The following is a 24,399-nucleotide window of genomic DNA, read 5'->3' as shown; positions in this document are numbered from 1 at the left end:
AAAGTGGTCCGAGCAATTTGAAGTGGCTTGCGGAAGCTGGAATTATGCGTGAACCGGTCATTCTTAACAACACACAGCGGCGCCGCAGCAACACACAGAGCGCCGGGGAGACACAGTCATGCCGCCAGAACCGCAGCCAGACCCGCGCCAGCCGCGCCACTATCCATCGCCACCGCCGCAGGTGTACCTGTTCGCCACCTGCCTGGTCGACCTGTTCGTGCCGCAGGCGGGCCTCGATTGCGTGCGCCTGCTGGAGCGGGAGGGCTTGCTGGTGCATTATCCGCGCGGCCAGAGCTGCTGCGGCCAGCCCGCCTACAGCAGCGGCAATCCGGAACAGGCGCGCGCCGTGGCCCGCGCCCAGCTCGACCTGTTTGCGCAGCCGTGGCCCGTGATCGTGCCGTCCGGCTCCTGCGCCGGCATGATGCGCCACCATTGGCCGCAGCTGTTCCAGGACGATCCCGTCGCCGGCCCCAAGGCCCTGGAGCTGGCCGAGCGCGTGTATGAACTGAGCGAATTTCTCGTCTGCGTGCTGAAGCTCGATCTTGCCGGCATGGGCGCCGCGGCGCAGGCCGATGAAACGGTGGTGCTGCATACCTCGTGCGGCGCGCGCCGCGAAATGGGCACGCGCACCCACGGCGTGGCCCTGGTCGATGCCTTGCCCGGCGTGACGCGCATCGAACACCAGCGCGAATCGGAATGCTGCGGCTTTGGCGGCACGTTTTCCTTGAAACACCCCGATATTTCCGGCGCCATGGTCAGCGACAAGATCGCCTCGGCTTGCGCCACGGGCTGCGACCGGCTCGTCTCGGCCGACTGCGGCTGCCTGCTCAATATCGGCCACGCGGCGCAGCACCAGGGCGCGCCGCTGGCCGTCGAGCATATGGCCAGTTTCCTGTGGCGCCGCACGGGAGGCGCGGCATGAGCGCGATCTTGACCGCCCGCGAACGCATGCTGGGACGCCTGCGCGCCGCCGCGCCCTCCGCACCGGAAGCGGTGGACGCCATCGATACGGCCATCGACCAGCACTACCTGGCACGCCGCGCGCAAGCGCCGCTGCCGGCCCGGGACAGGATCGCCGCCATGCAGGCCGCCTTGCGCGCTTCGCATGCGCAAGTCGACTGTGTAAGCAGCGATGTCTGGCCCGCCTTGCTGGCGCAGCGCCTCGGTGAACACGGCGTGCGCCGTTTGCTGCTCGATGCCGGCAGCGCCGAAGGGCAGGCCTTGCGCGCCGCCTTGCCACCTGCGGTGGAGACGCTGTCATTCACGCGTCCGCTGGCGCAGTGGAAGGGCGAATTGTTCGACACGGTCGACGCCGGTTTTACCGTCGCCCGTTCCGGCATCGCGGCCACGGGCACGCTGGTCATCGCGCCCGATGCGGCGACGCCGCGCACGGTGTCGCTGGCGCCGCCCCTGCATATCTGCCTCGTGTATGCGAGCAGCCTGCACGTGGACTTGCACGCGGCGGCGCGCGCCGAGCGCTGGTCGGACGGCATGCCATCGAACCTGGTGCTGGTGTCGGGCCCCTCGAAAACGTCCGATATCCAGCAAACCCTCGCGTATGGCGCGCACGGCCCGCGCTGGCTGTGGGTGCTGATCATCGATGATTTGTCCGCCCACGAAGGAGGCCAGCCATGAACGCCAAGCCCCTGCAATTCGTCAAGCCGGCCGATTTCCATGCGCGCGCCCGCGCCGCGCTCGACGACCCGAAACTGCGCCAGAGCTTTCGCGGCGCCATGGATTTTTTGCAGGACAAGCGCACGGCGCAATTCCCCGACGGCGACGAGCTGGAACGCCTGCGCGACATCGGCGAAGCCGTGCGCCGGCACGCGCTGGCGCGCCTGCCCGATTTGCTGGTGCAGCTGGAAGAGCGGCTGACGGCGGCCGGGGTGCAGGTGCACTGGGCCGAGGATGGCGAGCAGGCCAACGCCATCATCCACGCCATCGCGCAAAAGGCCCAGGCGACGCGCTTCATCAAGGGCAAGTCGATGGCCAGCGAGGAAATCGAGCTCAATCACTATCTGGAAGCGCGCGGCATGACGTGCCTGGAGTCGGACATGGGCGAGTACATCGTCCAGCTGGCCGGCGAAAAGCCGTCGCACATCGTCATGCCGGCGATTCACAAGACCAAGGCGGACATCGCCGGCCTGTTCGCCGAGCATATTCCCGACGCGCCCTACACGGAAGACGTCGACAGCCTGATCCAGACGGGCCGGCGCGCCCTGCGCCAGGCTTTCGTCGAGGCCGACATCGGCCTGTCGGGCGTGAACTTCGCGGCGGCCGACACGGGCACCCTGTGGCTGGTGGAAAACGAGGGCAATGGCCGGCTGACGACGTCCGTGCCGGAGGTGCACATCGCCATCATGGGCATGGAAAAGGTGGTCGCCAAGCTCGAACATATCGTGCCGTTGGCCAGCCTGCTGACGCGTTCTGCCACCGGGCAAGCCATCACCACGTATTTCAACCTGATTTCCGGCCCGCGCCGCGCCGGCGAGCTCGATGGGCCGCGCGAAGTGCACCTGGTCTTGCTCGACAACGGCCGCAGCCAGGCCTACGCCGACGAGCAGCTGCGCGCCACCTTGCAATGCATACGCTGCGGCGCCTGCATGAACCACTGTCCCGTCTACACGCGCATCGGCGGCCACGCCTACGGCACCACGTATCCGGGGCCGATCGGCAAGATCATCTCGCCCCACTTGCTGGGGCTGGACGCGACGGCGGACCTGGCCACCGCATCGAGCCTGTGCGGCGCCTGCGGCGAAGTGTGCCCCGTGCGCATCCCGATTCCGCAGTTGCTGGTGCGCCTGCGCACGGAGGCGAACCGCAATCCGGATGAACAGGTGGCGCATCCGCTGCGCGGACAGGGGGCCAAGTTCAGCCGCGGCGAAAGCCTGATCTGGCGCTTCTGGAGCGGCGCCTTCGCGCGCCCCGCCAGCTACCGCCTGTTCCGCTGGGCCGCCACGCGGCTGCGCATGCTGACGCCGCGCGCGCAGCTGGGCTGGACGCAGCACCGCAAGCCCTTGACGCCCGCGCCGCGCAGCCTGGCCGACCTGCTCAACGCACGGGGGCAGGAAGAATAGCCCGTTCCCGGAGCACCGCAAAAAACACGCTGCACACAATTACATCAAAAGCCGTTTTTTCACTTAACCCGCATCCACCGGAGGAGACCCGACATGCAAACCTGGACCCAACTTTATACACCGCTCGGCAGCTTGTGGCTGTCGTCGCTGGCGGCAGCCATTCCCATCATTTTCTTCTTCATCGCGCTGGCGGCGCTGCGCATCAAGGGACATGTGGCGGCCGCCGTCACCCTGGCGCTGGCGCTGGCCGTGGCCATCTTCGCGTATGGCATGCCCGTGCCGCAGGCGCTGGCGGCGGCCGGCTACGGTTTTGCGTACGGCTTGTGGCCCATCGCGTGGATCATCGTCACGGCCGTCTTCCTGTACAAGATCGTCGTCAAGACGGGGCAGATCGACATCATCCGCGCCTCCGTGCTGTCGGTGACGGACGATCAGCGCCTGCAGGTGCTGCTGATCGGCTTTGCCTTCGGCGCCTTCCTGGAAGGGGCGGCCGGCTTCGGCGCGCCTGTGGCCATCACGTCGGCGCTGCTGGTGGGCCTGGGCTTCAACCCGCTGTATGCGGCGGGCCTGTGCCTGATCGCCAACACGGCCCCCGTGGCCTTCGGCGCCATGGGCATTCCCATCATCGTGGCGGGCCAGGTGACGGGCATCGACCCCTTCCTGATCGGCGCCATGGCGGGCCGCCAGCTGCCGCTGCTGTCGCTGCTGGTGCCGTTCTGGCTGGTGTTCATGATGGATGGTTTCCGCGGCGTGCGCGAAGTGTGGCCGGCCGCGCTGGTGACGGGTTTGAGCTTTGCCGTGACCCAGTACTTCACATCGAATCATATCGGCCCTGAACTGCCGGACATCACCTCGGCCCTCGTCAGCCTGGTGTCGCTGACCCTGTTCCTGAAAGTGTGGCAGCCGAAGAATGCGAAAGTGGCGCATGCCGTCGGCGGCGGCACGGCCGCGCTGTCCGGCTTTGGTGGTGCGGGCGGTGCTGCGGCCGTGCGCGGCGGTGGCGACCGCGCCGCCTCGCCCTACACGATGGCGCAGACCATGCGCGCCTGGGCGCCGTTCGGCCTGTTGACGGCCATCGTCACCGTGTGGAGCCTGCCCGGCTTCAAGGCGCTGTTTGCCGCAGGCGGCGCGTTGTCCAGCCTGGTCATCAAGATCCATGTGCCTTACCTGGACAAGCTGGTGATGAAGACGATGCCCATCGTGGCCGAGCCGAAGGCGTATGACGCCGTGTTCAAGCTCGATTTGCTGTCGGCCGTGGGTACGGCGATCTTGCTGACGGCCGTGCTGTCGATGCTGATGCTGCGCATGAAGCCGCGCGATGGTCTGAAGGCGTTTGTGGAAACGATCGTGGAGTTGCGCCGTCCCGTGCTGTCGATCGGCCTGGTGCTGGCGTTTGCCTTCGTTGCCAATTACTCGGGCATGTCGTCCACCCTGGCCCTGCTGCTGGCCGGCAGCGGCGCCGCCTTCCCGTTCTTCTCGCCGTTCCTGGGCTGGCTGGGCGTCTTCCTGACGGGGTCCGACACGTCGTCGAACGCCTTGTTCTGCTCCCTGCAAAACACGACGGCGCACCAGATCGGCGTGTCCGACACCCTGATGGTGGCGGCCAATACGACAGGCGGCGTGACGGCGAAGATGATCTCGCCCCAATCGATCGCCGTCGCCTGCGCGGCGACTGGCCTGGTGGGCAAGGAATCGGACCTGTTCCGCTTTACCTTGAAGCACAGCCTGTTGTTTGCCGTCATCATCGGCATCATCACCATGCTGCAGGCCTACGTCTTCACCGGCATGATTCCGCATTGAGCGGTCCGTAGAAGTACGTAGTAAAACTAGATGAATTGACAGTAAAACGTGCAGATGGTCATGAAAATGACCTGATGCACTGCAACATATCGAGGATGGCCCGGCGCAATGCCGGGTCCGCGGCGATGCCCTCGGCATCGAGACCCGACCCCAGCAGGGGCAAGCTGATGCAGGCGTCGTCGATCAGGCGCGCCGACATGGTGCGCACCGTTTCGCGCAGGGCCGCCTGCGCATGCGTGGCGCGCGGCGAGGCGTTCAGCAGCACCAGCGGCTTGTCGATGAACGATTCATTTCCCACCATCCAGTCCAGCGCGTTTTTCATGGGGCCGCTCACGCCGTGCGCGTATTCGGGGCTGGCCAGCATCAGCACGTCGGCCGCCAGGATGGCGTCGCGCAGGCCCGTCACGGCCGGCAGGCTGTCGGCGTCGAGGTCGGGATTGAACAGCGGTAACTCACCGAGTCCCGAATAGATGCGGATGTCGAATGGCGCTGGCGCAAGCCCGGCGATGGCGCGCAGCAGGGCGGTGTTCAGCGAGGCAGCGCGCAGGCTGCCGGCGATGGCGAGAATGGTAATGGGCGTGTGCATCCCGCCTGTATAGCCCATCCTGTGCTCAAGCGCAAGGCGAGCAGGATGGCGCTATCGATGTTGCAACAGCCGGTGAACGACTGGGTACTGCGTCACTCTTAACGGCTCAGGCCGCTCATCCAGCTTGGCTGCGGATTCGCGCGGGCCAGTTCGCGCATGCGGTATTCCAGATCGTAGCGGTCCGTCGATTCGGCCAGGTAGGCTTCTTCGTAAGCGCGTTCGCGGCGGTCGCTGCTGTAGTTCAGCCAGGCGCCCAGACGTTTGGCGGCGTGAACCAGGGTGGCGACGATATTGCTGTTTTGCGTGGTGTGATAGCTGAATGCGGTAGACATGGCTGACTCCTTATGTGGCGTGCCGCGTTGTGCTGCACTGCAATATAAGTATAGCGATTCCAAGTTATAAGGCTACTTTTGATTTCAAATGTCAGCTATTCATTTTTGAAATAACAGGCGGGAAAGCTGCGCAATACGGGGCTTTAAGGCATAATGCGGGCGCAGTAACGTAGTTTTACTACAAGACTGTTTTTGTTCTGAATGTTGTTTTCAGACGCAGCCCGCAGGCATGCCGCGCCCACAAGACCTCATTCTGACGAGAAACGGTCGGCCGTGCGCCTGCCGCGCGCAAGAGAAGCCTTGCCTGCCCCGGATCGCTGATGGCAGTCATGGCCCACGCTGATATCTGCGTGGCGCTTGCGCGTCCTGGTGCTGCCCGGGTGGAAACGCTTCCATGCCTGGCAAGATCAACTTGGAATTGAAAAATGGAGAGGTATGGAATACGTAAAGCAAGGCCAGGGCGTCCAGTCCGCACAGGCCGGCACGCAAAACAATACAGGCGCCCTGATCATTGTCACGGTGCTGTTTTTCATGTGGGGACTGCTGACCTCGCTTAATGATGTGCTGATTCCCCATCTGCGCTCGATCTACACCTTGACCTATGTCCAGGCGATGCTGGTGCAGTTCTGCTTCTTTGGCGCCTACGCCATCGTTTCGCTGCCCGCCGGCATGCTGATCAAGAAAATCGGCTACCAGCGCGGCGTCGTCGCCGGCCTGCTGATCGCCGCCGCCGGCTGCGCCATGTTTTACCCGGCGTCCACCGGCAGCTATGCGCTGTTCCTCTTGTCCTTCTTCATCCTCGCGGCCGGCATCACCGTGCTGCAGGTGGCGGCCAATCCCTACGTGACGGAACTGGGCGACCCGCAGACGGCGTCGAGCCGATTGACCCTGACGCAGGCGTTCAATGCGCTGGGCACGACCGTGGCGCCGGCCTTGGGCGGCATGCTGATCTTGTCGGGCACCGTGCTGACGGTGCAGCAGTTCGACCTGCTGCCGGCAGCCGAGCAGCTGGCCTACCGCGCCAAGGAAGCCGCTTCCGTGCAGGGCCCGTACCTGGTGCTGGCCGCCACCTTGGTGATCCTGGCCGTGCTGTTCGCGCTGGCGAAACTGCCGAAGATTTCGCATGCGGACGACGCGGCCGCCCTGGCGCAGGACGGCCACAAGGTCTCGATCTGGTCGCACCGCCACCTGGTGCTGGGTGCGCTGGCCATCTTCCTGTACGTGGGCGGTGAAGTCAGCATCGGCAGCTTCCTGATCAACTTCCTGGGCGAGAGCCATATCGCGGGCCTCAGCCACGCCGACGCCGCCTATTTCGTCAGCTATTACTGGGGTGGCGCCATGCTGGGCCGCTTCGTCGGCTTTGCCGTGATGCGCTATGTCAGCCCCGGCAAGACCCTGGCCTTCAACGCCGCCGTCGTCATCGCGCTGATCCTCGTCGCCGTGTTCTCCAGCGGTCACACGGCCATGTGGGCCTTGATCGCCGTCGGCCTGTTCAACTCCATCATGTTCCCGACCATCTTCAGCATGGCCCTGAACAAGCTGGGCGCGCAAACGGGGCAAGGTTCGGGCATCCTGTGCATGGCCATCGTCGGCGGCGCCATCGTGCCGTTCATCCAGGGCTTCCTGGCCGACCACATCAACCTGCAACTGTCCTTCCTCGTGCCGGCCCTGTGCTACACCTTCATTCTGTACTTCGGCTGGAAGTACGCCAGCATGTACAACGACGGCGCCAAGTAAGCAAGGTGGCGTGATCAAGCAAAAGGGTGGCCTCGGCCACCCTTTTTTACGTCAGTGCGCGAACGGCGTACCCAGCACGTCCTGGCATACCTCGAGCCAGGCGCGCGCCGCATGCGACAGATAGCGCCCGCTCCAGATATGCGCCACCTGCCACGCCACCTCCGGCTCGACGATGCGCACCGCCTCCAATGGCTCGCCGGCCAGGCGGTGGATGAACGGCTCGGGCAGCAGGGCCACGCCCAGGCCCGCCGAGGCCATCGCCACCAGCCAGTCCCACTGGCCGCTCTGCGCGGCGATGGTCGGCGCAAAGCCCGCTTGCGCGAAATGCTGGCGCAGGCTGCGCGTGAGGGCGAAATCATCCTTTAACAACACCAGCGGCAAGTCGGCCAGCGCCTTGAAGGGCAAGGTCGTGCGGTTTTTCTGGAACGTGCCCGGCTCGGCCAGGGCCCAGATCGGGTAGTTGGCCACTTCCACGGCCACGAGGTCGAGTTCCGGATCGGCCGGCAGCACCGTCATGCCGATTTCCAGTTCGCCGGCCGCCACCTGGCGTTCGATCCGCTGGCCCGTGTCTTCCTGCAGCGTCAGGCTGATGTGCGGGTGGCGCGCGCGGAAGGCTTTTAATACAGGTGTAAACAGCACATTGATCATGGGCGGGATGCCGACCGTCAGGCTGCCGCGCTGCAAGGCCTGCGTGTCGCGCACTTCCAGAGTCAGCTGGCGCATGTTCGCCAGCATTTCCTGGCCATGCTGGTAGACGATGCGGCCCGTGTCCGTCAGGGTCAGCTTGCGCCCGTCGCGCACCAGCAGCTGCGCGCCCACTTCATCTTCCAGCTGGCGCACCATCTTGCTGATGGTCGACTGGGTCAGGTGCAGCGATTCGGCCGCCTGCGTAAAGCTCGACAGGCGCACGGTTTCGACGAAATAGCGCAGGGAACGGATATCCACGAGGGTGCTCGGCGTTGGCAAGGCATGAAAATATCGACTGGATGTGGCGAAATTAATTCATGCCATGCATGTAGACGCGATTTTATACTGAAACCACTTATGGGGCTGGTGTATGACAGCCATCCAGTTTGAGAATAGTAAGAAGATCAGGAGCATCAGATGTACGAAGACCGTATCCGCCACCCAGGCTTGCTCGGCAAGATCATGAGCGCCGATGAGGCAGCCAAATTGTTCCACAACGGCATGCGTGTCGGCATGAGCGGTTTTACCCGTGCCGGCGACGCCAAGGCCCTGCCGCGCGCGCTGGCCGAGCGTGCCCTGCGAGACCCCTTGAGCCTGACCCTGATCACGGGCGCTTCGCTGGGCAATGGCAGCGACGGCCTGATGGCCGAAGCGGGCGTGCTGGCGCGCCGCATGCCGTTCCAGGTCGACCCTGTCTTGCGCGGCAAGATCAACAAGGGCGAAGTCATGTTCATCGACCAGCATCTGTCGGAAACGGCCGAGCAGCTGCGTTCGGGCAACCTGGCCGCCGTCGATATCGCCGTCATCGAAGCGACGGCCATCACGGCGGCCGGCGCCATCATCCCGACCATGTCGGTCGGCAACTCCGCCGCCTTCGCCCAGCAGGCAACGCAGGTCATCATCGAAATCAACCTGTCCACGCCGCTGGCGCTGGAAGGCTTGCACGACATCTATATTCCGCACACCTTGCCGGGGCGCGAACCGATACCCCTCACGCGCGTCGACCAGCGCCTGGGCAGCACGGCCATCGCCATCGACCCGGCCCGCATCGCCGCCATCGTCATCACGGACAGCCCCGACAGCCCGTCGAACGCCTTGCCGCCCGACGCGGAAACGCAGGCGATCGCCGGCCATGTGATTGCCTTCCTTGAAGGCGAAGTGGCGGCCGGGCGCATGGGACCCGAATTGCTGCCGCTGCAGGCAGGCATCGGCACCATCGCCAACGCCGTGCTGCACGGCCTGATCGGTTCGCGCTTCCAGAACATGACGATGTATTCGGAAGTGCTGCAGGACAGCGCCATCGAACTGCTCGATTCGGGCCAGCTGGCGTTTGCCTCGGCTTCGTCGATCACCCTGTCGGCCGCCGTGCACCAGAAGCTGATGGACAATATCGACCACTACCGCTCGAAAATCGTGCTGCGTCCGCAAGAGATCAGCAACCATCCCGAGATCGTGCGCCGCCTGGGCATCATCGCCCTGAACACGGCGCTCGAGTTCGATATCTATGGCAACGTCAATTCCACGCACGTGTGCGGCACGCACATGATGAACGGCATCGGCGGCTCGGGCGACTTCGCGCGCAACGGGCAAGTATCGATGTTCGTGTCGAAATCGGCGGCCAAGGGCGGACGCATTTCCAGCGTCGTGCCGATGGTCTCGCATGTCGACCATACGGAGCATGACGTCGACGTGCTGGTGACGGAGTGGGGCTATGCGGATTTGCGTGGCCTGGCGCCGCGCGAACGGGCGCCGCTGATCATCGAGCGCTGCACGCATCCCGCTTATCGCGATCAATTGCGCGCGTATTACGACGCGGCATGCCAGCGCGGTGGTCATACGCCGCACATCCTGGAACAGGCGCTGTCGTGGCATATGCGCTACCAGGAAACGCAGAGCATGCTGGCAGCGCAGTAAGTTTGCGTCAGCGCAAACACAGGGCAGGGCGGTGCGGCACCGCGCCTGCCTTTTTCACTATTCAATACATATGCAGCGCCTTGGCGCCCAGGCCCAGCAGGGCAAACGTGGTGGTGGCCTGGATACCCATGAACCACAGGAAGTGGGTATGCATGTGTTTGCGGATGTCGCCCAGTTCCGTGCGCAAGGCGTGGCAGTCGCCGCGCAGGTCGCCGCGAAATTGCGTCAGGTCGGCCCGCAGCAGCTGCGATTCGTCGCGCAATTCCGCACGCACGTTGTCCAGGCCTTCGCCAAGACGCTGTTCCAGGGTCTTGAACCATAGCCGGTCATGTTCCCGGTCCGTTTCCAGTTTTGTCAGGCGCGCTTCCATGCGTACAGCATTGTTCCCGCTTTGCTGTTTGTCAAGCCGGTCCGTGGCATAGGCTTCGTTCATCTCGCATTCCTTCGCGCGAGCCGCGCTGCACCAGCGCAGGCGGCGTCACCCCACTGTCCGCCTTTTCCGTCGAGGCGGTTTGCGTTGGATCAAATGTCAGGAAGCCGGTGCGAAGCGCAGGCGGATGCCTGCCGTGACGACGGCCAGCAAGTCGTCGATATGCGCGTGCATTTCCAGGTGCGGCGTCCATGGGTCGCCCGCATCCATGACGATGCGCAGGGAAACGAGGCCGTGCAGCGATTGCCAGAAGATTTGCGTCATCGTGTGCAGCGCCGGCTCGTCCTGGCGTACCTGGCCCGCCTGCGCCAGTTCGCCGAACAGGTGCAGCGCATAGGCATACGGGTCTTGCTCGATATTGCCGTGTTCCACTTCGACAGCGTCGACTTCCGCGTGCGGACGCAGCTCCATGAAGATCAGCGAATACTCGTCGGGATGCTGGAAGCCGTACTCAATATAGGCGCGGCCTACCAGGCTGATGCGTTCCCATGGGTCAGTGCTGGTGTCGCAGGCGGTGCGCATGGCGCGCACCAGTTCCAGCAAATCCTTGTCCATGGCCTGGGCGATCAGGGTGGCCTTGTCGCGGAACAGGGCGTACACGACGGTGGTGGAAAAGCCGGCCGCTTCGGCCACCTTGCGGATGGAGACGGCGCGCGCGCCACCCTTTTTGATGAGGTCTTTGACGACGTCGATGATGTGTTCGCGCCGCGCCTGCGCCTCGCGCAACTTTCTTTCCTGAATGTTGGTCAACTTCTTGTCCACGACTCTTTCCTGGCGACTCTATGAAAGCAGGAATTATAGGGGCGCGATGGCCCGCTAATGTGTCTGGCATTGTTACAATTCAGTTTTTTGTCCGGTGGATGCGACAGTAGACCGATTTTTCGCGCTTTTGACCCCCGCTTTTCCATCGATGCCCCGGAATGGTGCACGAATCGACCGGCCAGGCTTTGCGAACGGGGACAAAGGGCGGAAAATAGAGGGATAGCTTACACTGCGTTTAGCGCAACGGCGGGCGCCCGCGAGGCGACGCCGGCACACTTACATTCGGACGGGATCATTACATGACCATTAAAATCAGCCAGAACTTCGACTCGGGCGCCATCGACGTGGTGAGCGCCACCAGCGCCGGCGCCATCGACCTGAACTTGCGCAAGGATAGCCACGCCGACATCCATCAGTGGTTCCACTTCCGCCTGCAGGGCGCGCGCGGCCAGGCCTGCACGATGCGCTTCCTGAACGCGGGCCAGGCCACCTATCCGGCCGGCTATGAAGACTACCAGGCAGTGGCCAGCTACGACAGCGAAAACTGGTTCCGCGTGCCGACCTCGTTCGACGGCCAGGTCATGACGATCTCGCACACGCCGGAACTCGACAGCGTGTACTACGCCTACTTCGAGCCGTATTCGTGGGAACGCCATCTGCGCCTGCTGGGCGAAGTGGCCGAGCATCCGCTGGCGCGCGTATCCGACCTGGGCAGCACGGTCGACGGCCGCGACATGAACATGGTTACCATCGGCAATCCGCAGGCGGAAAAGAAAATCTGGGTCATCGCGCGCCAGCATCCGGGCGAATCGATGGCCGAATGGTTCGTCGAAGGCCTGATCGATTCGCTGCTCGACGATGCCAACCCGATCGCGCGCAAACTGCTGCAGCGCGCCGTGTTCCACATCGTGCCGAACATGAATCCGGACGGTTCCATCCGCGGCAACCTGCGCACGAATGCGGCCGGCGCCAACCTGAACCGCGAATGGATGACGCCATCGCTGGAATCGAGCCCGGAAGTGCTGTGCGTGAAAAACAAGATCCACGAAACGGGCGTCGACATGTTCTTCGACATCCACGGCGATGAAGCGCTGCCGTACAACTTTGTGGCCGGCAATGAAATGCTGGAAAACTTCACGCCGGCGCAAGCGGCGCACCAGAAGGCCTTCATCGAGCGCTACAAGCAGGCCAGCCCCGACTTCCAGGACAAGTTCGGCTATGCGGCCAGCAAGTACAAGTCCGACATGCTGACCCTGGCGTCGAAATACATCGGCCACCACTTCGGCTGCCTGGCGCTGACCCTGGAAATGCCGTTCAAGGAAAACGCGGACTTGCCGGACCCAATCGTGGGCTGGAACGGCGCGCGCAGCGCGGCACTGGGCGCGGCCATGCTGCAGCCCATCCTGCTGTCGCTCGATTGAACGGCGTTGATCATGGGCGTCGAGATCGAGCGTAAATTCCTGCTGGCCGGCGATGCCTGGCGCGGCCTGGGACAGGTGGTGCTGCTGCGCCAGGGCTATCTGTCGTCCGCGCGCGAGCGCGTGGTGCGTGTGCGCATCGAGGGTGAGCAGGCGATGCTGACCATCAAGGGCGCGAACGTGGGTGCCACGCGCGGCGAATGGGAGTATCCGATTCCGCTGGCCGACGCCGCCGAACTGCTCGACGGCCTGTGCGAGCAGCCGCTGATCGAAAAGGTTCGCCACCGCATCGAACACGCGGGCATGGTATGGGAAGTCGACGAGTTCCTCGGCGCCAATGCCGGCCTGCTGGTGGCCGAGATCGAGCTGGCTTCGGAAGACCAGCCGTTCGAGAAGCCGGAGTGGATCGGCGCGGAAGTGTCGGGCGACGCGCGCTACTACAACGCGAATCTGATCCGCCACCCGTTTTCACAGTGGTGATGGTGTTGTAAATGACGTTGCAATGAAAAAGGCGGAACCGAGGTTCCGCCTTTTTTTTGTGCGCCAACGCTGCTGTCGGATTACGCCGTGCCGGCTAATCCGACCTACAGCCTATGACAGCAGCGTAGGTCGGATTAGCGCGCAGCGCGTAATCCGACAAGCCCGCATCAATGGAAATGCTCGGTGCCCTGTGGCGTATCTTCCGGCATTTCCGCATGCGCCAGCTCGCCGACCGGGTCGGCAAACAGGGGCGCGCCGCAATCGTCGCAGTATTCGCCGACAAAACGTTCCGCGTGGCGCTTGATCTGCGTCACGCCGGCGGCGTTCAGGTGCTCGATGATTTCATCGACCGGCGTCTTTTGCTTGTCCAGCGCGGCGATGCCGACCTGGATCAGGCCTTCGATCGGCGTGCCATCCTCGTCTTCCTGGCCGTACAAAGGCCAGACGATGCCGTAGATCACGTCCGGCGCCTGGCGCAGGGTGAAGGCGATGCGGTACTCGTCCACCTGGCCGTCGGCCGCTTCCTCGCCGAAGCCGGCGATGACGGCGCGCAGTTCCGACGGCTCGATGGCCAAGGTATGCGTCAGGTAGTGCACGGCGGCGCGCACGGAGACGGGGCGTATCAGCTTGTCCGCCTCGCGGCAGGCCACGTAATACGCTTCCGGCAGCAGCAATTCCAGGCCGCAGCCGGGCAGCAGGCGGGCGAACGTTGGCGTCGCCTGCGTGCGCCATTGTTCCAGCGCGGCGCTGCGTTCGGCGATGAAGTCGAGCTGGCTAGCTGGCGTCTGCCAGCGGAACAGCGGTGCGCCGGCGGGCGCCACCACGGCGACCAGCAGGTAGCGCGTGTCGGCCAGGAAGGGCGCCGTTTCCGCTTCTTTGCCCGAGGGCTTGACGGCCGTGCCTTTCAGGGCGGCCAGGGCCAGCTTTTGCGTCTTGGCATAGGTCTCGACATGGCTGCGCGGTAACTGGTCGATCGAGTACAGGGTCGGCGCCATGGCCATCTTGGTGCCGTCGGCCAGCAGGTGGGCGGCGAAATGCGCCGACAGCACACCGTGCGCGTCGCCGGCCATGGGGCCGGAGGCGATGGAAAAGCGCGTCCACGCGAGGATGGGCACGGCGACGAGCAGGGCGTCGTAGCGCACGTCTTCATGCGTGATGACGGTCGATTCGCTGACGGCTTCAACGCAGTCCATCAGCACGTCATAGGCGTTCAAGTCATCCTTGAACAGGCTGCCCAGGGTGTTGTCGATGGTGTCCTGGTGGCCGGTTTTGAGTAATTTCTGGAGCTGCGTATCCAGGCTGTGTTCCCAGGACCGCTCTTCGAGACGGCTGGCTGCCTGTACGATCGCCTGGGCAAAGGTGACCAGGCGCTGGCTGTCGGCAGTCAGTTTATGGGATGAATCTTTGGAAGGACGACGCATAGCGGGATAAGAGTCTCGGAAAGTGAAAAAAATGGATCAGTCAAACAATGATAAACCCTTATAACCGTATTGTAGAGGATTCAGCCGCACGCAATACGTAAGCTGTCCTTAGATCGTGCCAATAGACGAAATTTCAAGTCGGAACGGGATGCAGGGACGAAAAAAAGCGCCGGTCGAAACCGGCGCTTTGATCTTGCATCACAGCTGGGCTGATTACTCGGCCAGCAGTTGACGCAGCACGAATGGCAGAATACCGCCATGCTTGTAGTAATCGACTTCGATCGGCGTATCGATGCGCAGCAGGACTTTGACTTCCTGGCTGCTGCCGTCGGCGCGGTGGATCACCAGGGTAGCCAGTTGCTGTGGCTTGATTTCGCCTTCGAGGCCTTTCAGGTCGAAGGTTTCCTTGCCGGTGATGCCCAGGGTTTGCACGCTGTCGTCGCCGATGAATTGCAGCGGCAACACGCCCATGCCCACCAGGTTCGAGCGGTGGATACGCTCGAACGAACGGGTGATCACGGCTTTCACGCCCAGCAGTTGCGTACCTTTGGCCGCCCAGTCGCGCGACGAGCCCGTACCGTACTCTTCGCCGCCGAAGACCATGGTTGGCGTGCCTTCAGCAACATATTTCATCGCTGCGTCATAGATCGACATTTCTTCGCCGGAAGGCTGGTGGATCGTGATGCCGCCTTCGACCGCCGAACCGTCCGCCTTGGCAGGGATCATGCGGTTTTTGATACGCACGTTGGCGAACGTGCCGCGCATCATGATTTCATGGTTGCCGCGACGCGAGCCGTAGGAGTTGAAGTCCGCTTTCAGGACGCCGTTTTCCTTCAGCCATTTGCCTGCAGGACCGTTTTCCTGGATCGAACCGGCTGGCGAGATGTGGTCGGTGGTGATGGAATCGCCGAACACGCCCAGTGCGCGCGCGCCTTCGATGCCGGTGGCCACTGCCGCTGGCGTCATCGAGAAGTTGTCGAAGAACGGTGGTTCCGCGATGTAGGTCGATTTCGGCCAGTTGTAGACTTGACCGGACACGGTCGTGACTTTTTCCCACAGCTTGCCTGGCGCGCCCTTGACGTCGGCATAGTTGTCCTTGAACACCTTGGCGTTCATGGCAAACTTCATCATGGCCGACACTTCAGCCGAGGTCGGCCAGATGTCGCCCAGATAGATGTCCTTGCCGCCCTTGCCCTTGCCGACCGGTTCCGTCATCAGGTCGCGCGTCATGTTGCCGGCGATGGCGTAAGCGACGACCAGCGGTGGCGAAGCGAGGAAGTTCGAGCGGATGTTCGGGTGAATGCGCGCTTCGAAGTTGCGGTTGCCCGACAGCACGGCCGACGCGACGATGTCGTGCGTGGCAATCGCTGCGTTCAGCTCGGGCGTCAGGTCGCCCGCGTTGCCGATACAGGTGGTGCAGCCGTAGGCGGTCACGCCGAAGCCCAGTTTTTCCAGGTATGGCAGCAGGCCGGCGGCGGTCAGGTACTCGGTCACGACGCGCGAGCCGGGAGCCAGCGAGGTCTTGATGTGCGGCGCGACTTTCAGGCCAGCTTCCACGGCTTTCTTGGCCAGCAGGCCGGCAGCCAGCATCACGCTCGGGTTCGAGGTGTTGGTGCACGAGGTGATCGCGGCGATCAGCACGTCGCCGTTCGACACTTTCACGCCGTTCGTCGTTTCGTACACGGCAGCCAGGTCGGCCGGGTTCTTGTTGAAGCCGTTTTCCGTGGTTGGCTTGGCGAACAGCTCGGCGAAGTTGGCCTTGACGTTGCCGATTTCGATACGGTCTTGCGGGCGTTTCGGGCCGGCCAGCGACGGAGCGACCGATGCCAGGTCCAGTTCCACCACGCGGGTGTAGTCGATCTCGCCGGCTTTTGGCACGCCGAACAGGTTTTGCGCCTTGAAGTAGCCTTCGAACGCGGCGATTTCAGCTTTGCTGCGGCCGGTGCCCTTGAAGTAGTCGATGGTGGCTTCGTCGACCGGGAAGAAGCCCATGGTCGCGCCGTATTCCGGTGCCATGTTGGCGATCGTCGCGCGGTCCGTCAGGGTCAGCGATTCGGTACCTTCGCCGAAGAATTCGACGAACTTGCCGACGACTTTTTCTTTGCGCAGCAATTCTGTGATGGTCAGTACCAGGTCGGTGGCGGTGCAGCCTTCGCGCAACGCGCCCGACAGGTTCACGCCGATGACGTCTGGCGTCAGGAAGTAGACCGGTTGGCCCAGCATGCCCGCTTCCGCCTCGATGCCGCCCACGCCCCAGCCGACCACGCCGATGCCGTTGATCATGGTGGTGTGCGAGTCGGTGCCGACCAGGGTGTCAGGGTAGTACACGTCGCCGGCTTTCTTGCCTGCGTGGTGCACGCCGCGCGCCAGGTATTCCAGGTTGACCTGGTGGACGATGCCGAAGCCCGGTGGCACGACGCCGAAGGTGTCGAATGCCTGCATGCCCCATTTCATGAACTGGTAACGCTCGTTGTTACGCGAGAATTCCAGTTTCATGTTCAGGTCCAGCGCTTTCTTTTCGCGGTAGTGATCGATGGTCACCGAGTGGTCGACCACCAGGTCGACCGGTACCAAAGGTTCGATCTTCTTGGCGTTGATGCCCATCTTGGCGGCCACGTTGCGCATTGCTGCCAGGTCGGCCAGCAGCGGTACGCCGGTGAAGTCTTGCAGCACGACGCGCGCCACTACGAACGGGATCTCGTCGGTGCGCTCGGCGGTCGGGCCCCAGCTCGCCAATTGCTTGACGTGTTCTTCGGTGACTTTTTTGCCGTCGCAGTTGCGCAATACCGATTCGAGCACGATACGAATCGACACTGGCAGGCGGGAGACATTGATGCCCAGGCTTTTTTCCAGCGCAGGCAGGGAGTACAGCTTGCCCTTCTTGCTATCCGAAATATTAAAGTCCTTGAGCGTGTTCAGAGTGTTGCGGGACATGACCTCTCCTTGTTGGGTATCGTCTATTTATTGATTATTCAAATTACAAAACATGACTGAGCCCCCGAAGAGGCCCTTGCTACGCACATCAGCCGCCGGTGGCCGGCAGCACGCCCAGCGATGGCGCGGCTTCCACCACTGCCGCCGGCTTGGCTTGCTCCGCATCCTTGCATTCATTGGCCAGCTGACGGCCCTGCTTGGAATCGAGCAGCATGCCTTTGGCCGGGATGCCGATCCACACGAGGCCGTACAGACGGTTCTCGAAGCGGTTGGCGCCGGTGGTGGTGCCAACGCGGCTCAGGCGGTGCAGGCGCTTCTTCCAGCGCAGGGCGATGTGTTTGTCGTCAGTAGCATTGGTGTAAATGGTAATTTTGTTACCAAGTTCGCAATTGAAGTCGGTGGAAGCCGAGCCTGCGGTGTTCGGTTCATCGGCTTCTTCCTTGTCGGCGGCCGACATGGCGAGCGGATGGGCTTCCTTGGCCGCAGCTTTTGCCTTGGTGGCCTTGGCCTTTGGCTTGGCCTTGACGGCCTTGGGATTTGCCTCTGCCGTGGCGGCGAAGCTGGCTGGCGCCAGCGTGAGGGTCATGGCGCCCAGCGCGACGCTGCAGGCAATTGCTAATTTGGAGAGGGACATCGTGTAATTCCTGTCAGTTTTCAGTGGTGCTGGAAGAGGGGGTGTTGAGTAATGCAGCGGCCGCCTCGGGCAGGCCGAGGCCCGCCAGTTTGGCGCGTTGCAAAACGGTCCAATAATATCGGTAGCTGGCGCGGTCGTGCAAGCGGCCATTTTGCGCAATCGGTCCCCAGTTGGCGCGCAGCGCTTCGTTGAGGATGTTGCTCGCTTCGTTGACTTCGGACAGGCGCGGCGTAAAGGCCTTGATGATGGGCTTGATCTGGTCCGGGTGGATGCTCCACATGCGCGTGTAGCCGAACTCGGCCGTCGCGCGCTGGGCGTCATTCGCCACCACGGCCGAATCGCGCACGTCCGTCGTCACGTTGTGCGACGCCACCTTGCCGTGCGCGTGGCAGGCGGCCGCCACTTCGAGCTTGGCGCGCACCACCAGCGGGTGCGTGAACTGGCCCGGCGTGCGCATGGCGGCGGCGGGAATGGCGCCGTAGTGGGCCGACACGAAATCCATGATGCCGAAGGACAGGCATTCGACCTGGGGCAGGGCGGCGATCGCGTAGGCGTCGCGCAGCGCGCCATGCGTCTCGATCAGGATGTGCACGGGCAGGTTGTCGCGGCCGGCGCGGCGCGCGTGCAGGTTGATCAGGTCGATGGCCAGCATGGCATCCTGCACGCCGGCCACCTTGGGCACGGCGATATAGGCCAGGCGGGACGCGGCGCTGCAGATGATTTCCACGTCGCGCACGAAAAACGGGCTGTCGACGTCGTGCACGCGCACGCCGATGCGGTTGAACTGGTTCTCGTCGCTGGCCAGCAGGCCGGCGATCATCAGCGCGTGGACTTCTTCATTGCCGGCGCTGGCGCCGTCTTCGCAGTCGAAGGTGATGTCGAACAGGGGACCAAGCTCTTGTTGCAAAGCAATCGATTTACGCATCAGCTTTTCAGAGCCGGCGTAGTGGTCGCAAGCGGCGAGCAACAGCGGCTGGCGTTTGCCTTGGAATAAAACCTCGGAAGGGTGCATGCTTAAGGCATTTCTGCAGGTAAAAACTACTTGAGAAAACAGCCGCGCCGCGAATCTCGCGGAGCGGCCTTCTTGGCGGGCGGCGCATTGCCGCGCCGCCAAAACTGGACTTAGGCCAGCAGGTGTTTCACGCCTTCGCGCTCTTCGGTCAGTTCTTTCAGGGTCAGGTTGATGCGCTCTTGCGAGAATGCATCGATTTCCAGACCTTGAACGATGGTGTACTCACCGTTGTCGGTGGTGACCGGGAAGCCGAACACGGTGCCTTCAGGAATGCCATACGAGCCATCCGAAGGAACGCCCATGGTGGTCCACTTGCCGGCGGTGCCCAGCATCCAGTCATGGATGTGGTCGATGGCGGCGTTCGCTGCCGACGCTGCCGACGACAGGCCGCGCGCTTCGATGATGGCCGCGCCGCGCTTGCCGACGGTAGGCAGGAACACGTTGGCGTTCCATTCCTGGTCGTTGATCAGGTCTTTCACAGCCTTGCCGTTCACGGTGGCGAAGCGGTAGTCGGCGTACATCGTCGGCGAGTGGTTGCCCCAGACGGTCAGCTTCTCGATGTCTTTCACGGCGGTGCCGGTCTTGGCAGCGACTTGCGACAGCGCGCGGTTGTGGTCCAGGCGCAGCATGGCGGTGAAGTTTTTCGCTGGCAGCGATGGTGCCGATTTCATGGCGATGTAGGCGTTGGTGTTGGCAGGGTTGCCGACCACCAGTACTTTGACATTGCGCGAAGCGACGGCGTCGAGCGCCTTGCCTTGTACCGTGAAGATCTGGGCGTTCGCTTCCAGCAGGTCCTTGCGTTCCATGCCTGGGCCGCGTGGACGCGCGCCCACCAGGACGGCCACGTCGACATCCTTGAAGGCGGTCAGCGGATCGGAGTGGGCGGTCATTTCCGTCAGCAGCGGGAAGGCGCAATCGTCGATTTCCATCATCACGCCCTTGAGCGCCTTCTGGGCTTTTTCGTCCGGGATTTCAAGCAGTTGCAAGATGACAGGCTGGTCTTTGCCGAGCATGTCGCCATTGGCGATGCGGAACAACAGGGCGTAGCCGATCTGGCCGGCGGCGCCGGTCACTGCAACACGCATTGGGGTTTTAGCCATGATGAATCTCCAAAAATGGGAAAGAAAACGGGCTTGAAGCTGGGCTTACGCTTATCCGGAAAAACTGTAATGATACCAAAACCGGCCCGCGCCACCGAAATGCTGGTGTACGCTGCCGTCACGCTTGTGCTGCACGAGGCCAGAGTGGCTGGCCGACAACATAAAACGCTGGCTCACAAGTTTTATCGAGGGCAGTTTAGGCCTCCGATCTCTATCTGTCAATCATATCTTATGTCTTATATAAGACAGATAACTACGTCTGTTTTACTGGACGCGGACAGTGATTTGTGTTGAAATGTCGGACTATGAATTCCGCCTCGTCCAATCTGACCAACAATGCCACTGCTGCAAGCGGGGCGGTCAGTCCGACCGCGGGCACCCCGGCCACGCCTGCTGCCACTGCGGCCGGCACCCCTGTCGCCAGCATTAATACCACTGCCACCGCCGTGTCCGCGCCTGCCGCGACCGCTTCGCCCACCTTCAGTCCCCTGTACCAGCAGATCAAGGCGCTCATCACGCAGAGCCTGCAATCGGGCGAATGGAAGCCGGGCGAACTGATTCCCAGCGAAGTCGAGCTGGCAGGCCGCTTCAAGGTCAGTCAGGGCACGGTGCGCAAGGCCATCGATGAACTGGCCGCCGAGAACCTCGTCATGCGCCGCCAGGGCAAGGGCACTTTCGTTTCCACCCACCATGAGGCGCGCGCGCATTTCCGCTTCCTGCGCCTGGTGCCGGACGAAGGCGTGCCGCATTACCCCGAAAGCAAATTCATCGAAGTCAAGCGCGTGCGCGCGCCGGCCGACGTGGCGCGCCTGATGGACCTGAAGTCCGGCGACGCCGTCATCTTCATCAAGCGCGTGCAGTATTTCGACGGCGTGCCGACCATCGTCGAGGAACTGTGGCTGCCCGGCCTGATCTTCAAGGGGCTGACGGCCGAGCGCCTGGTGGAATACAAGGGGCCCATGTACGGCTTGTTCGAAACGGAATTTGGCACGCGCATGATACGCGCGTCCGAACAGATCCGCGCCGTGTGCGCCGACGCGGGCGCCGCGCAATTGTTAAATATCGACCTCGGCACGCCCTTGCTCAGTTCCGAGCGCGTGTCGTTTACCTACGGCGACAAGCCGGTCGAACTGCGCCGGGGCTTGTACCTGACCAGTCGCCATCATTATCAGAATGAACTCAGCTGAAGCGGCGGGGCGCCTGCGGGCGTCCGCACAAGCGGCAAGGCTGAAGTGCATCGCTTGCAAGATGCCTGCCGCAAGGCGGGCAACGGAGACAACGGAAAGCGCAGCGACAGCATGGCCCGCCCCGGCGGGCCGTGTTTTGCCGGCGATTCTGTAATTAAATTACGTGAACTACGGAAAGTAGCGCGGTATTTTGTAGTAAAAAACCATTTTGGTTATATGTAACAATAGATATTGGTATGGGTTGCGAAAATCGGCGAAAATCGCGGCTTCAATATTTAGTTGAAATTCAAAGGGGAGGTTTTTGTTATGTCTGAAGCCGTAAGAGAAGTACCAAAAAAAGAACGGCCACAATTCCGTAACATTCATGTTACCGAATTGTCGAACTACCGCATGGCTGTCGGCGCCATCGTCTCGATCCTGCATCGCATCAGCGGTTTCATCATTTTCGCCTTGCTGCCATGTATCCTGTACATGCTGGAACTGAGCCTGCGTTCCGAAATGTCCTACGCCTACTTCCAGGGCATCGCCTCGCACTGGTTCGTCAAGCTGATCACCCTGGGTCTCGTCTGGGCCTTCCTGCACCACTTCTGCGCCGGTATCCGTCACCTGTTCATGGACGTGCACGTTGCCATCGAAAAAGATTCGGCACGCAAGACCGCGTCGTCCGTGCTGGTCGTGAGCCTGGTGTTGACGGCCTTGGTCGCTTTGAAACTGTTTGGAGTATTTTAAACATGGCAGACAATAATATCGGACCGAAACGCCTCGTCGTCGGTGCCCATTACGGCTTGCGCGATTGGCTGGCGCAACGCGTTACCGCCATCGTCATGGTGGCCTATGTGGCCATCCTGCTTATTTCTTTCCTGACCGGCAGCAACTTCAGCTATGAAGGCTGGGCTGGTCTGTTCGCACAGCAGTGGTTTAAATTGTTCAGCCTGGTGACCTTCGTCGCCCTGTTCTACCACGCATGGGTCGGCGTACGCGACATCTGGATGGACTACGTGAAAAGCGCTGGCCTCCGTCTGACCCTGCAAATTGCCACCATGCTGTGGTTGATCGCTTGTGCCGGCTGGACGGTACAGATACTCTGGAGTGTGTAATCGTGGCAGCATATAAATCTGCAATCCCTACCCGCCGCTTTGATGCGGTCATCGTTGGCGCCGGCGGTTCCGGCATGCGCGCGTCGTTGCAGCTGGCCGAAGCCGGCCTGAACGTCGCTGTTCTGTCGAAAGTTTTCCCGACCCGCTCGCACACCGTTGCGGCGCAGGGCGGTATCGGCGCGTCGCTCGGCAACATGGCCGAAGACAACTGGTTCTGGCACATGTTCGACACCGTCAAGGGCGGCGACTATCTGGGCGACCAGGATGCCATCGAATTCATGTGCCGCGAAGCACCGAAGGTCGTGTACGAACTGGAACACTTCGGCATGCCATTCGACCGCAACCCTGACGGCACCATCTATCAGCGTCCATTCGGCGGCCACACGGCCCACTTCGGCGAAAAGCCGGTGCAGCGCGCCTGCGCGGCAGCCGACCGTACCGGTCACGCCCTGTTGCACACGCTGTACCAGCGCAACGTGCGTGCGCGTACGCACTTCTTCGTAGAATGGATGGCACTCGACCTGATCCGCGACGCCGAAGGCGACGTGATCGGTGTTGTCGCGCTGGAAATGGAAACCGGCGAATGCATGATCCTGGAAGCAAAAACGACGGTCATGGCAACGGGCGGCGCAGGCCGTATCTTCGCCGCGTCGACGAATGCGTTCATTAATACCGGCGACGGCATGGGCATGGCGGCACGCGCCGGCCTGCCGCTGCAAGACATGGAATTCTGGCAGTTCCACCCGACCGGCGTGGCCGGCGCGGGCGTATTGATCACCGAAGGCGTGCGCGGCGAAGGCGGCATCCTGATCAATAGCGAAGGCGAACGCTTCATGGAACGCTATGCGCCGACCCTGAAGGATCTGGCGCCGCGCGACTTCGTCTCGCGTTCGATGGACCAGGAAATCAAGGAAGGCCGCGGCTGCGGTCCGAACAAGGACCACGTGATGCTGGACCTGCGCCATATCGGCGCCGACACCATCGCCAAGCGCCTGCCATCGATTCTGGAAATCGGCCACAAGTTCGCCAACGTCGACGCCACCAAGGAACCGATTCCTGTCGTGCCGACGATTCACTACCAGATGGGCGGCATCCCGACGAACATCCACGGCCAGGTCGTCACCCCGACCGGTCCGGATAATTCGGCCAAGGTTGTCAACGGTCTGTACGCGATCGGCGAATGCGCCTGCGTGTCCGTGCACGGCGCCAACCGCCTGGGCACGAACTCGCTGCTCGACCTCGTGGTCTTCGGCCGCGCGGCCGGTAACCACATCGTCAACAGCGGCCTGAAAGCCAAGGAAAACAAGCCTTTGCCAGCCGATGCTGCCGATTTCGCCATGGGCCGTTTGCAGCGCCTGGAAAACTCGACCGGCACGGAAACCGTGCAGGGCGTGGCGAACGACATCCGCGCAACGATGCAGAAGTACTGCGGCGTGTTCCGTACCGACGAGATGCTGAACAAGGGCGTCGAAGAAATCATGAAGCTCGACGAGCGCCGCAAGCACGTCTCCTTCAAGGATAAATCGATGGTCTTCAACACGGCCCGCGTGGAAGCGCTGGAGCTGGACAACCTGATCGAAACGGCGAAAGCGACCATCGTTTCGGCGGCAGCGCGCAAGGAATCGCGCGGCGCCCACGCCCAGGACGACCACCCGACCCGCGACGACGACAACTGGATGAAGCACACGCTGTGGTATTCGGAAGGCAACCGACTGGAATACAAGCCAGTCGTGACCAAGCCTTTGACGGTTGATACCTTCAAACCGAAACCACGTACTTTCTAAGGCTATA

General features: G+C 62.6%; 22 protein-coding genes. 12 read left to right on the top strand and 10 right to left on the bottom strand.

Annotated elements, in window-relative coordinates:
• Positions 1 to 118: 118 nt before the first annotated feature.
• The 4 genes from IGS55_RS17120 to IGS55_RS17105 all read left to right on the top strand — a co-directional run bounded on the left by IGS55_RS17120 (position 119) and on the right by IGS55_RS17105 (position 4,877).
• Entirely contained in the window at positions 119 to 922 is an 804-nt protein-coding gene (locus IGS55_RS17120) for a (Fe-S)-binding protein (RefSeq protein WP_230519024.1), read from the top strand.
• On the top strand, positions 919 to 1,635 hold the full coding sequence (locus IGS55_RS17115; RefSeq protein ID WP_230519023.1) for a LutC/YkgG family protein: 717 nt from the start codon (positions 919 to 921) through the stop codon (positions 1,633 to 1,635). Before IGS55_RS17120 ends, IGS55_RS17115 begins: the two co-directional genes overlap by 4 nt.
• Entirely contained in the window at positions 1,632 to 3,077 is a 1,446-nt protein-coding gene (locus tag IGS55_RS17110; protein WP_230519022.1) for a LutB/LldF family L-lactate oxidation iron-sulfur protein, read from the top strand. The genes IGS55_RS17115 and IGS55_RS17110 overlap by 4 nt, the downstream gene beginning before the upstream one ends.
• 93 nt (positions 3,078 to 3,170) lie before the next feature.
• A complete protein-coding gene (locus tag IGS55_RS17105) occupies positions 3,171 to 4,877 on the top strand; it encodes a lactate permease LctP family transporter (RefSeq protein WP_230519021.1) in 1,707 nt (568 codons plus the stop codon).
• A gap of 58 nt (positions 4,878 to 4,935) precedes the next feature.
• On the opposite strand, the gene IGS55_RS17100 is transcribed toward IGS55_RS17105, so the two are convergent.
• Complete coding sequence (locus IGS55_RS17100; protein ID WP_230519020.1) at positions 4,936 to 5,463, bottom strand: NADPH-dependent FMN reductase; 528 nt, start codon at positions 5,461 to 5,463, stop codon at positions 4,936 to 4,938.
• 98 nt (positions 5,464 to 5,561) lie between these two features.
• Positions 5,562 to 5,795, bottom strand: coding sequence for a DUF3563 family protein (locus IGS55_RS17095; protein WP_442908173.1), 234 nt, complete (start codon positions 5,793 to 5,795; stop codon positions 5,562 to 5,564).
• Positions 5,796 to 6,230: 435 nt separating this feature from the next.
• Between IGS55_RS17095 and fucP the strand changes: the two genes are divergently transcribed.
• Entirely contained in the window at positions 6,231 to 7,532 is a 1,302-nt protein-coding gene (gene fucP / locus IGS55_RS17090) for an L-fucose:H+ symporter permease (protein WP_230519019.1), read from the top strand.
• Between the two features lie 51 nt (positions 7,533 to 7,583).
• Here the strand turns inward: fucP and IGS55_RS17085 are convergent, their stop codons facing one another.
• Positions 7,584 to 8,477 (bottom strand): LysR substrate-binding domain-containing protein, encoded by an 894-nt coding sequence (locus IGS55_RS17085; RefSeq protein ID WP_230519018.1) that lies wholly within the window; start codon positions 8,475 to 8,477, stop codon positions 7,584 to 7,586.
• 159 nt (positions 8,478 to 8,636) lie between these two features.
• Here IGS55_RS17085 and IGS55_RS17080 point away from each other — a divergent pair, with 159 nt between their 5' ends.
• On the top strand, positions 8,637 to 10,133 hold the full coding sequence (locus tag IGS55_RS17080; protein ID WP_230519017.1) for a succinate CoA transferase: 1,497 nt from the start codon (positions 8,637 to 8,639) through the stop codon (positions 10,131 to 10,133).
• 61 nt (positions 10,134 to 10,194) lie between these two features.
• Here the strand turns inward: IGS55_RS17080 and IGS55_RS17075 are convergent, their stop codons facing one another.
• Together IGS55_RS17075 and IGS55_RS17070 are read right to left on the bottom strand one after the other, a co-directional pair.
• The gene (locus IGS55_RS17075; RefSeq protein WP_230519016.1) at positions 10,195 to 10,566 is read right to left on the bottom strand and encodes a hypothetical protein; all 372 of its coding nucleotides are present in this window, start codon (positions 10,564 to 10,566) and stop codon (positions 10,195 to 10,197) included.
• A 96-nt stretch (positions 10,567 to 10,662) separates the two neighbouring features.
• Positions 10,663 to 11,325, bottom strand: a complete 663-nt coding sequence (locus tag IGS55_RS17070; RefSeq protein ID WP_230519015.1) for a TetR/AcrR family transcriptional regulator — start codon at positions 11,323 to 11,325, stop codon at positions 10,663 to 10,665.
• A 299-nt stretch (positions 11,326 to 11,624) separates the two neighbouring features.
• Here IGS55_RS17070 and IGS55_RS17065 point away from each other — a divergent pair, with 299 nt between their 5' ends.
• The gene (locus tag IGS55_RS17065; RefSeq protein ID WP_230519014.1) at positions 11,625 to 12,746 is read left to right on the top strand and encodes a M14 family metallopeptidase; all 1,122 of its coding nucleotides are present in this window, start codon (positions 11,625 to 11,627) and stop codon (positions 12,744 to 12,746) included.
• Between the two features lie 12 nt (positions 12,747 to 12,758).
• Positions 12,759 to 13,223: a CYTH domain-containing protein gene (locus IGS55_RS17060; RefSeq protein WP_230519013.1), complete on the top strand. Its 465-nt coding sequence runs from the start codon at positions 12,759 to 12,761 to the stop codon at positions 13,221 to 13,223.
• 167 nt (positions 13,224 to 13,390) lie between these two features.
• On the opposite strand, the gene IGS55_RS17055 is transcribed toward IGS55_RS17060, so the two are convergent.
• The 5 genes from IGS55_RS17055 to IGS55_RS17035 form a co-directional block, all read right to left on the bottom strand.
• Complete coding sequence (locus IGS55_RS17055) at positions 13,391 to 14,644, bottom strand: DUF2863 family protein (RefSeq protein WP_070301542.1); 1,254 nt, start codon at positions 14,642 to 14,644, stop codon at positions 13,391 to 13,393.
• Between the two features lie 213 nt (positions 14,645 to 14,857).
• On the bottom strand, positions 14,858 to 17,578 hold the full coding sequence (gene acnA, locus IGS55_RS17050; protein ID WP_102293627.1) for an aconitate hydratase AcnA: 2,721 nt from the start codon (positions 17,576 to 17,578) through the stop codon (positions 14,858 to 14,860).
• Between the two features lie 88 nt (positions 17,579 to 17,666).
• On the bottom strand, positions 17,667 to 18,212 hold the full coding sequence (locus tag IGS55_RS17045; protein WP_230519012.1) for a hypothetical protein: 546 nt from the start codon (positions 18,210 to 18,212) through the stop codon (positions 17,667 to 17,669).
• A 13-nt stretch (positions 18,213 to 18,225) separates the two neighbouring features.
• Complete coding sequence (locus tag IGS55_RS17040; RefSeq protein WP_230519011.1) at positions 18,226 to 19,224, bottom strand: HpcH/HpaI aldolase/citrate lyase family protein; 999 nt, start codon at positions 19,222 to 19,224, stop codon at positions 18,226 to 18,228.
• A gap of 110 nt (positions 19,225 to 19,334) precedes the next feature.
• Complete coding sequence (locus IGS55_RS17035) at positions 19,335 to 20,324, bottom strand: malate dehydrogenase (protein WP_034752084.1); 990 nt, start codon at positions 20,322 to 20,324, stop codon at positions 19,335 to 19,337.
• Positions 20,325 to 20,629: 305 nt separating this feature from the next.
• Between IGS55_RS17035 and IGS55_RS17030 the strand changes: the two genes are divergently transcribed.
• The 4 genes from IGS55_RS17030 to sdhA all read left to right on the top strand — a co-directional run bounded on the left by IGS55_RS17030 (position 20,630) and on the right by sdhA (position 24,392).
• Positions 20,630 to 21,511, top strand: a complete 882-nt coding sequence (locus tag IGS55_RS17030; RefSeq protein WP_230519010.1) for a GntR family transcriptional regulator — start codon at positions 20,630 to 20,632, stop codon at positions 21,509 to 21,511.
• A 306-nt stretch (positions 21,512 to 21,817) separates the two neighbouring features.
• The gene (gene sdhC / locus IGS55_RS17025) at positions 21,818 to 22,240 is read left to right on the top strand and encodes a succinate dehydrogenase, cytochrome b556 subunit (RefSeq protein WP_034752080.1); all 423 of its coding nucleotides are present in this window, start codon (positions 21,818 to 21,820) and stop codon (positions 22,238 to 22,240) included.
• A 2-nt stretch (positions 22,241 to 22,242) separates the two neighbouring features.
• Positions 22,243 to 22,608, top strand: a complete 366-nt coding sequence (sdhD, locus tag IGS55_RS17020) for a succinate dehydrogenase, hydrophobic membrane anchor protein (RefSeq protein WP_034752078.1) — start codon at positions 22,243 to 22,245, stop codon at positions 22,606 to 22,608.
• Positions 22,609 to 22,610: 2 nt separating this feature from the next.
• Positions 22,611 to 24,392: a succinate dehydrogenase flavoprotein subunit gene (gene sdhA, locus IGS55_RS17015; RefSeq protein WP_046685730.1), complete on the top strand. Its 1,782-nt coding sequence runs from the start codon at positions 22,611 to 22,613 to the stop codon at positions 24,390 to 24,392.
• The last annotated feature ends 7 nt before the right edge of the window (positions 24,393 to 24,399 follow it).

Origin of the sequence: Janthinobacterium sp. EB271-G4-3-2 (genome assembly GCF_020858035.1) — a bacterium.
In the GTDB taxonomy this organism is placed as follows: domain Bacteria; phylum Pseudomonadota; class Gammaproteobacteria; order Burkholderiales; family Burkholderiaceae_D; genus Janthinobacterium; species Janthinobacterium aestuarii.
The sequence above is the reverse complement of the archived record's forward strand: the minus strand, read 5'-3'. Positions and strand labels throughout refer to the sequence as shown.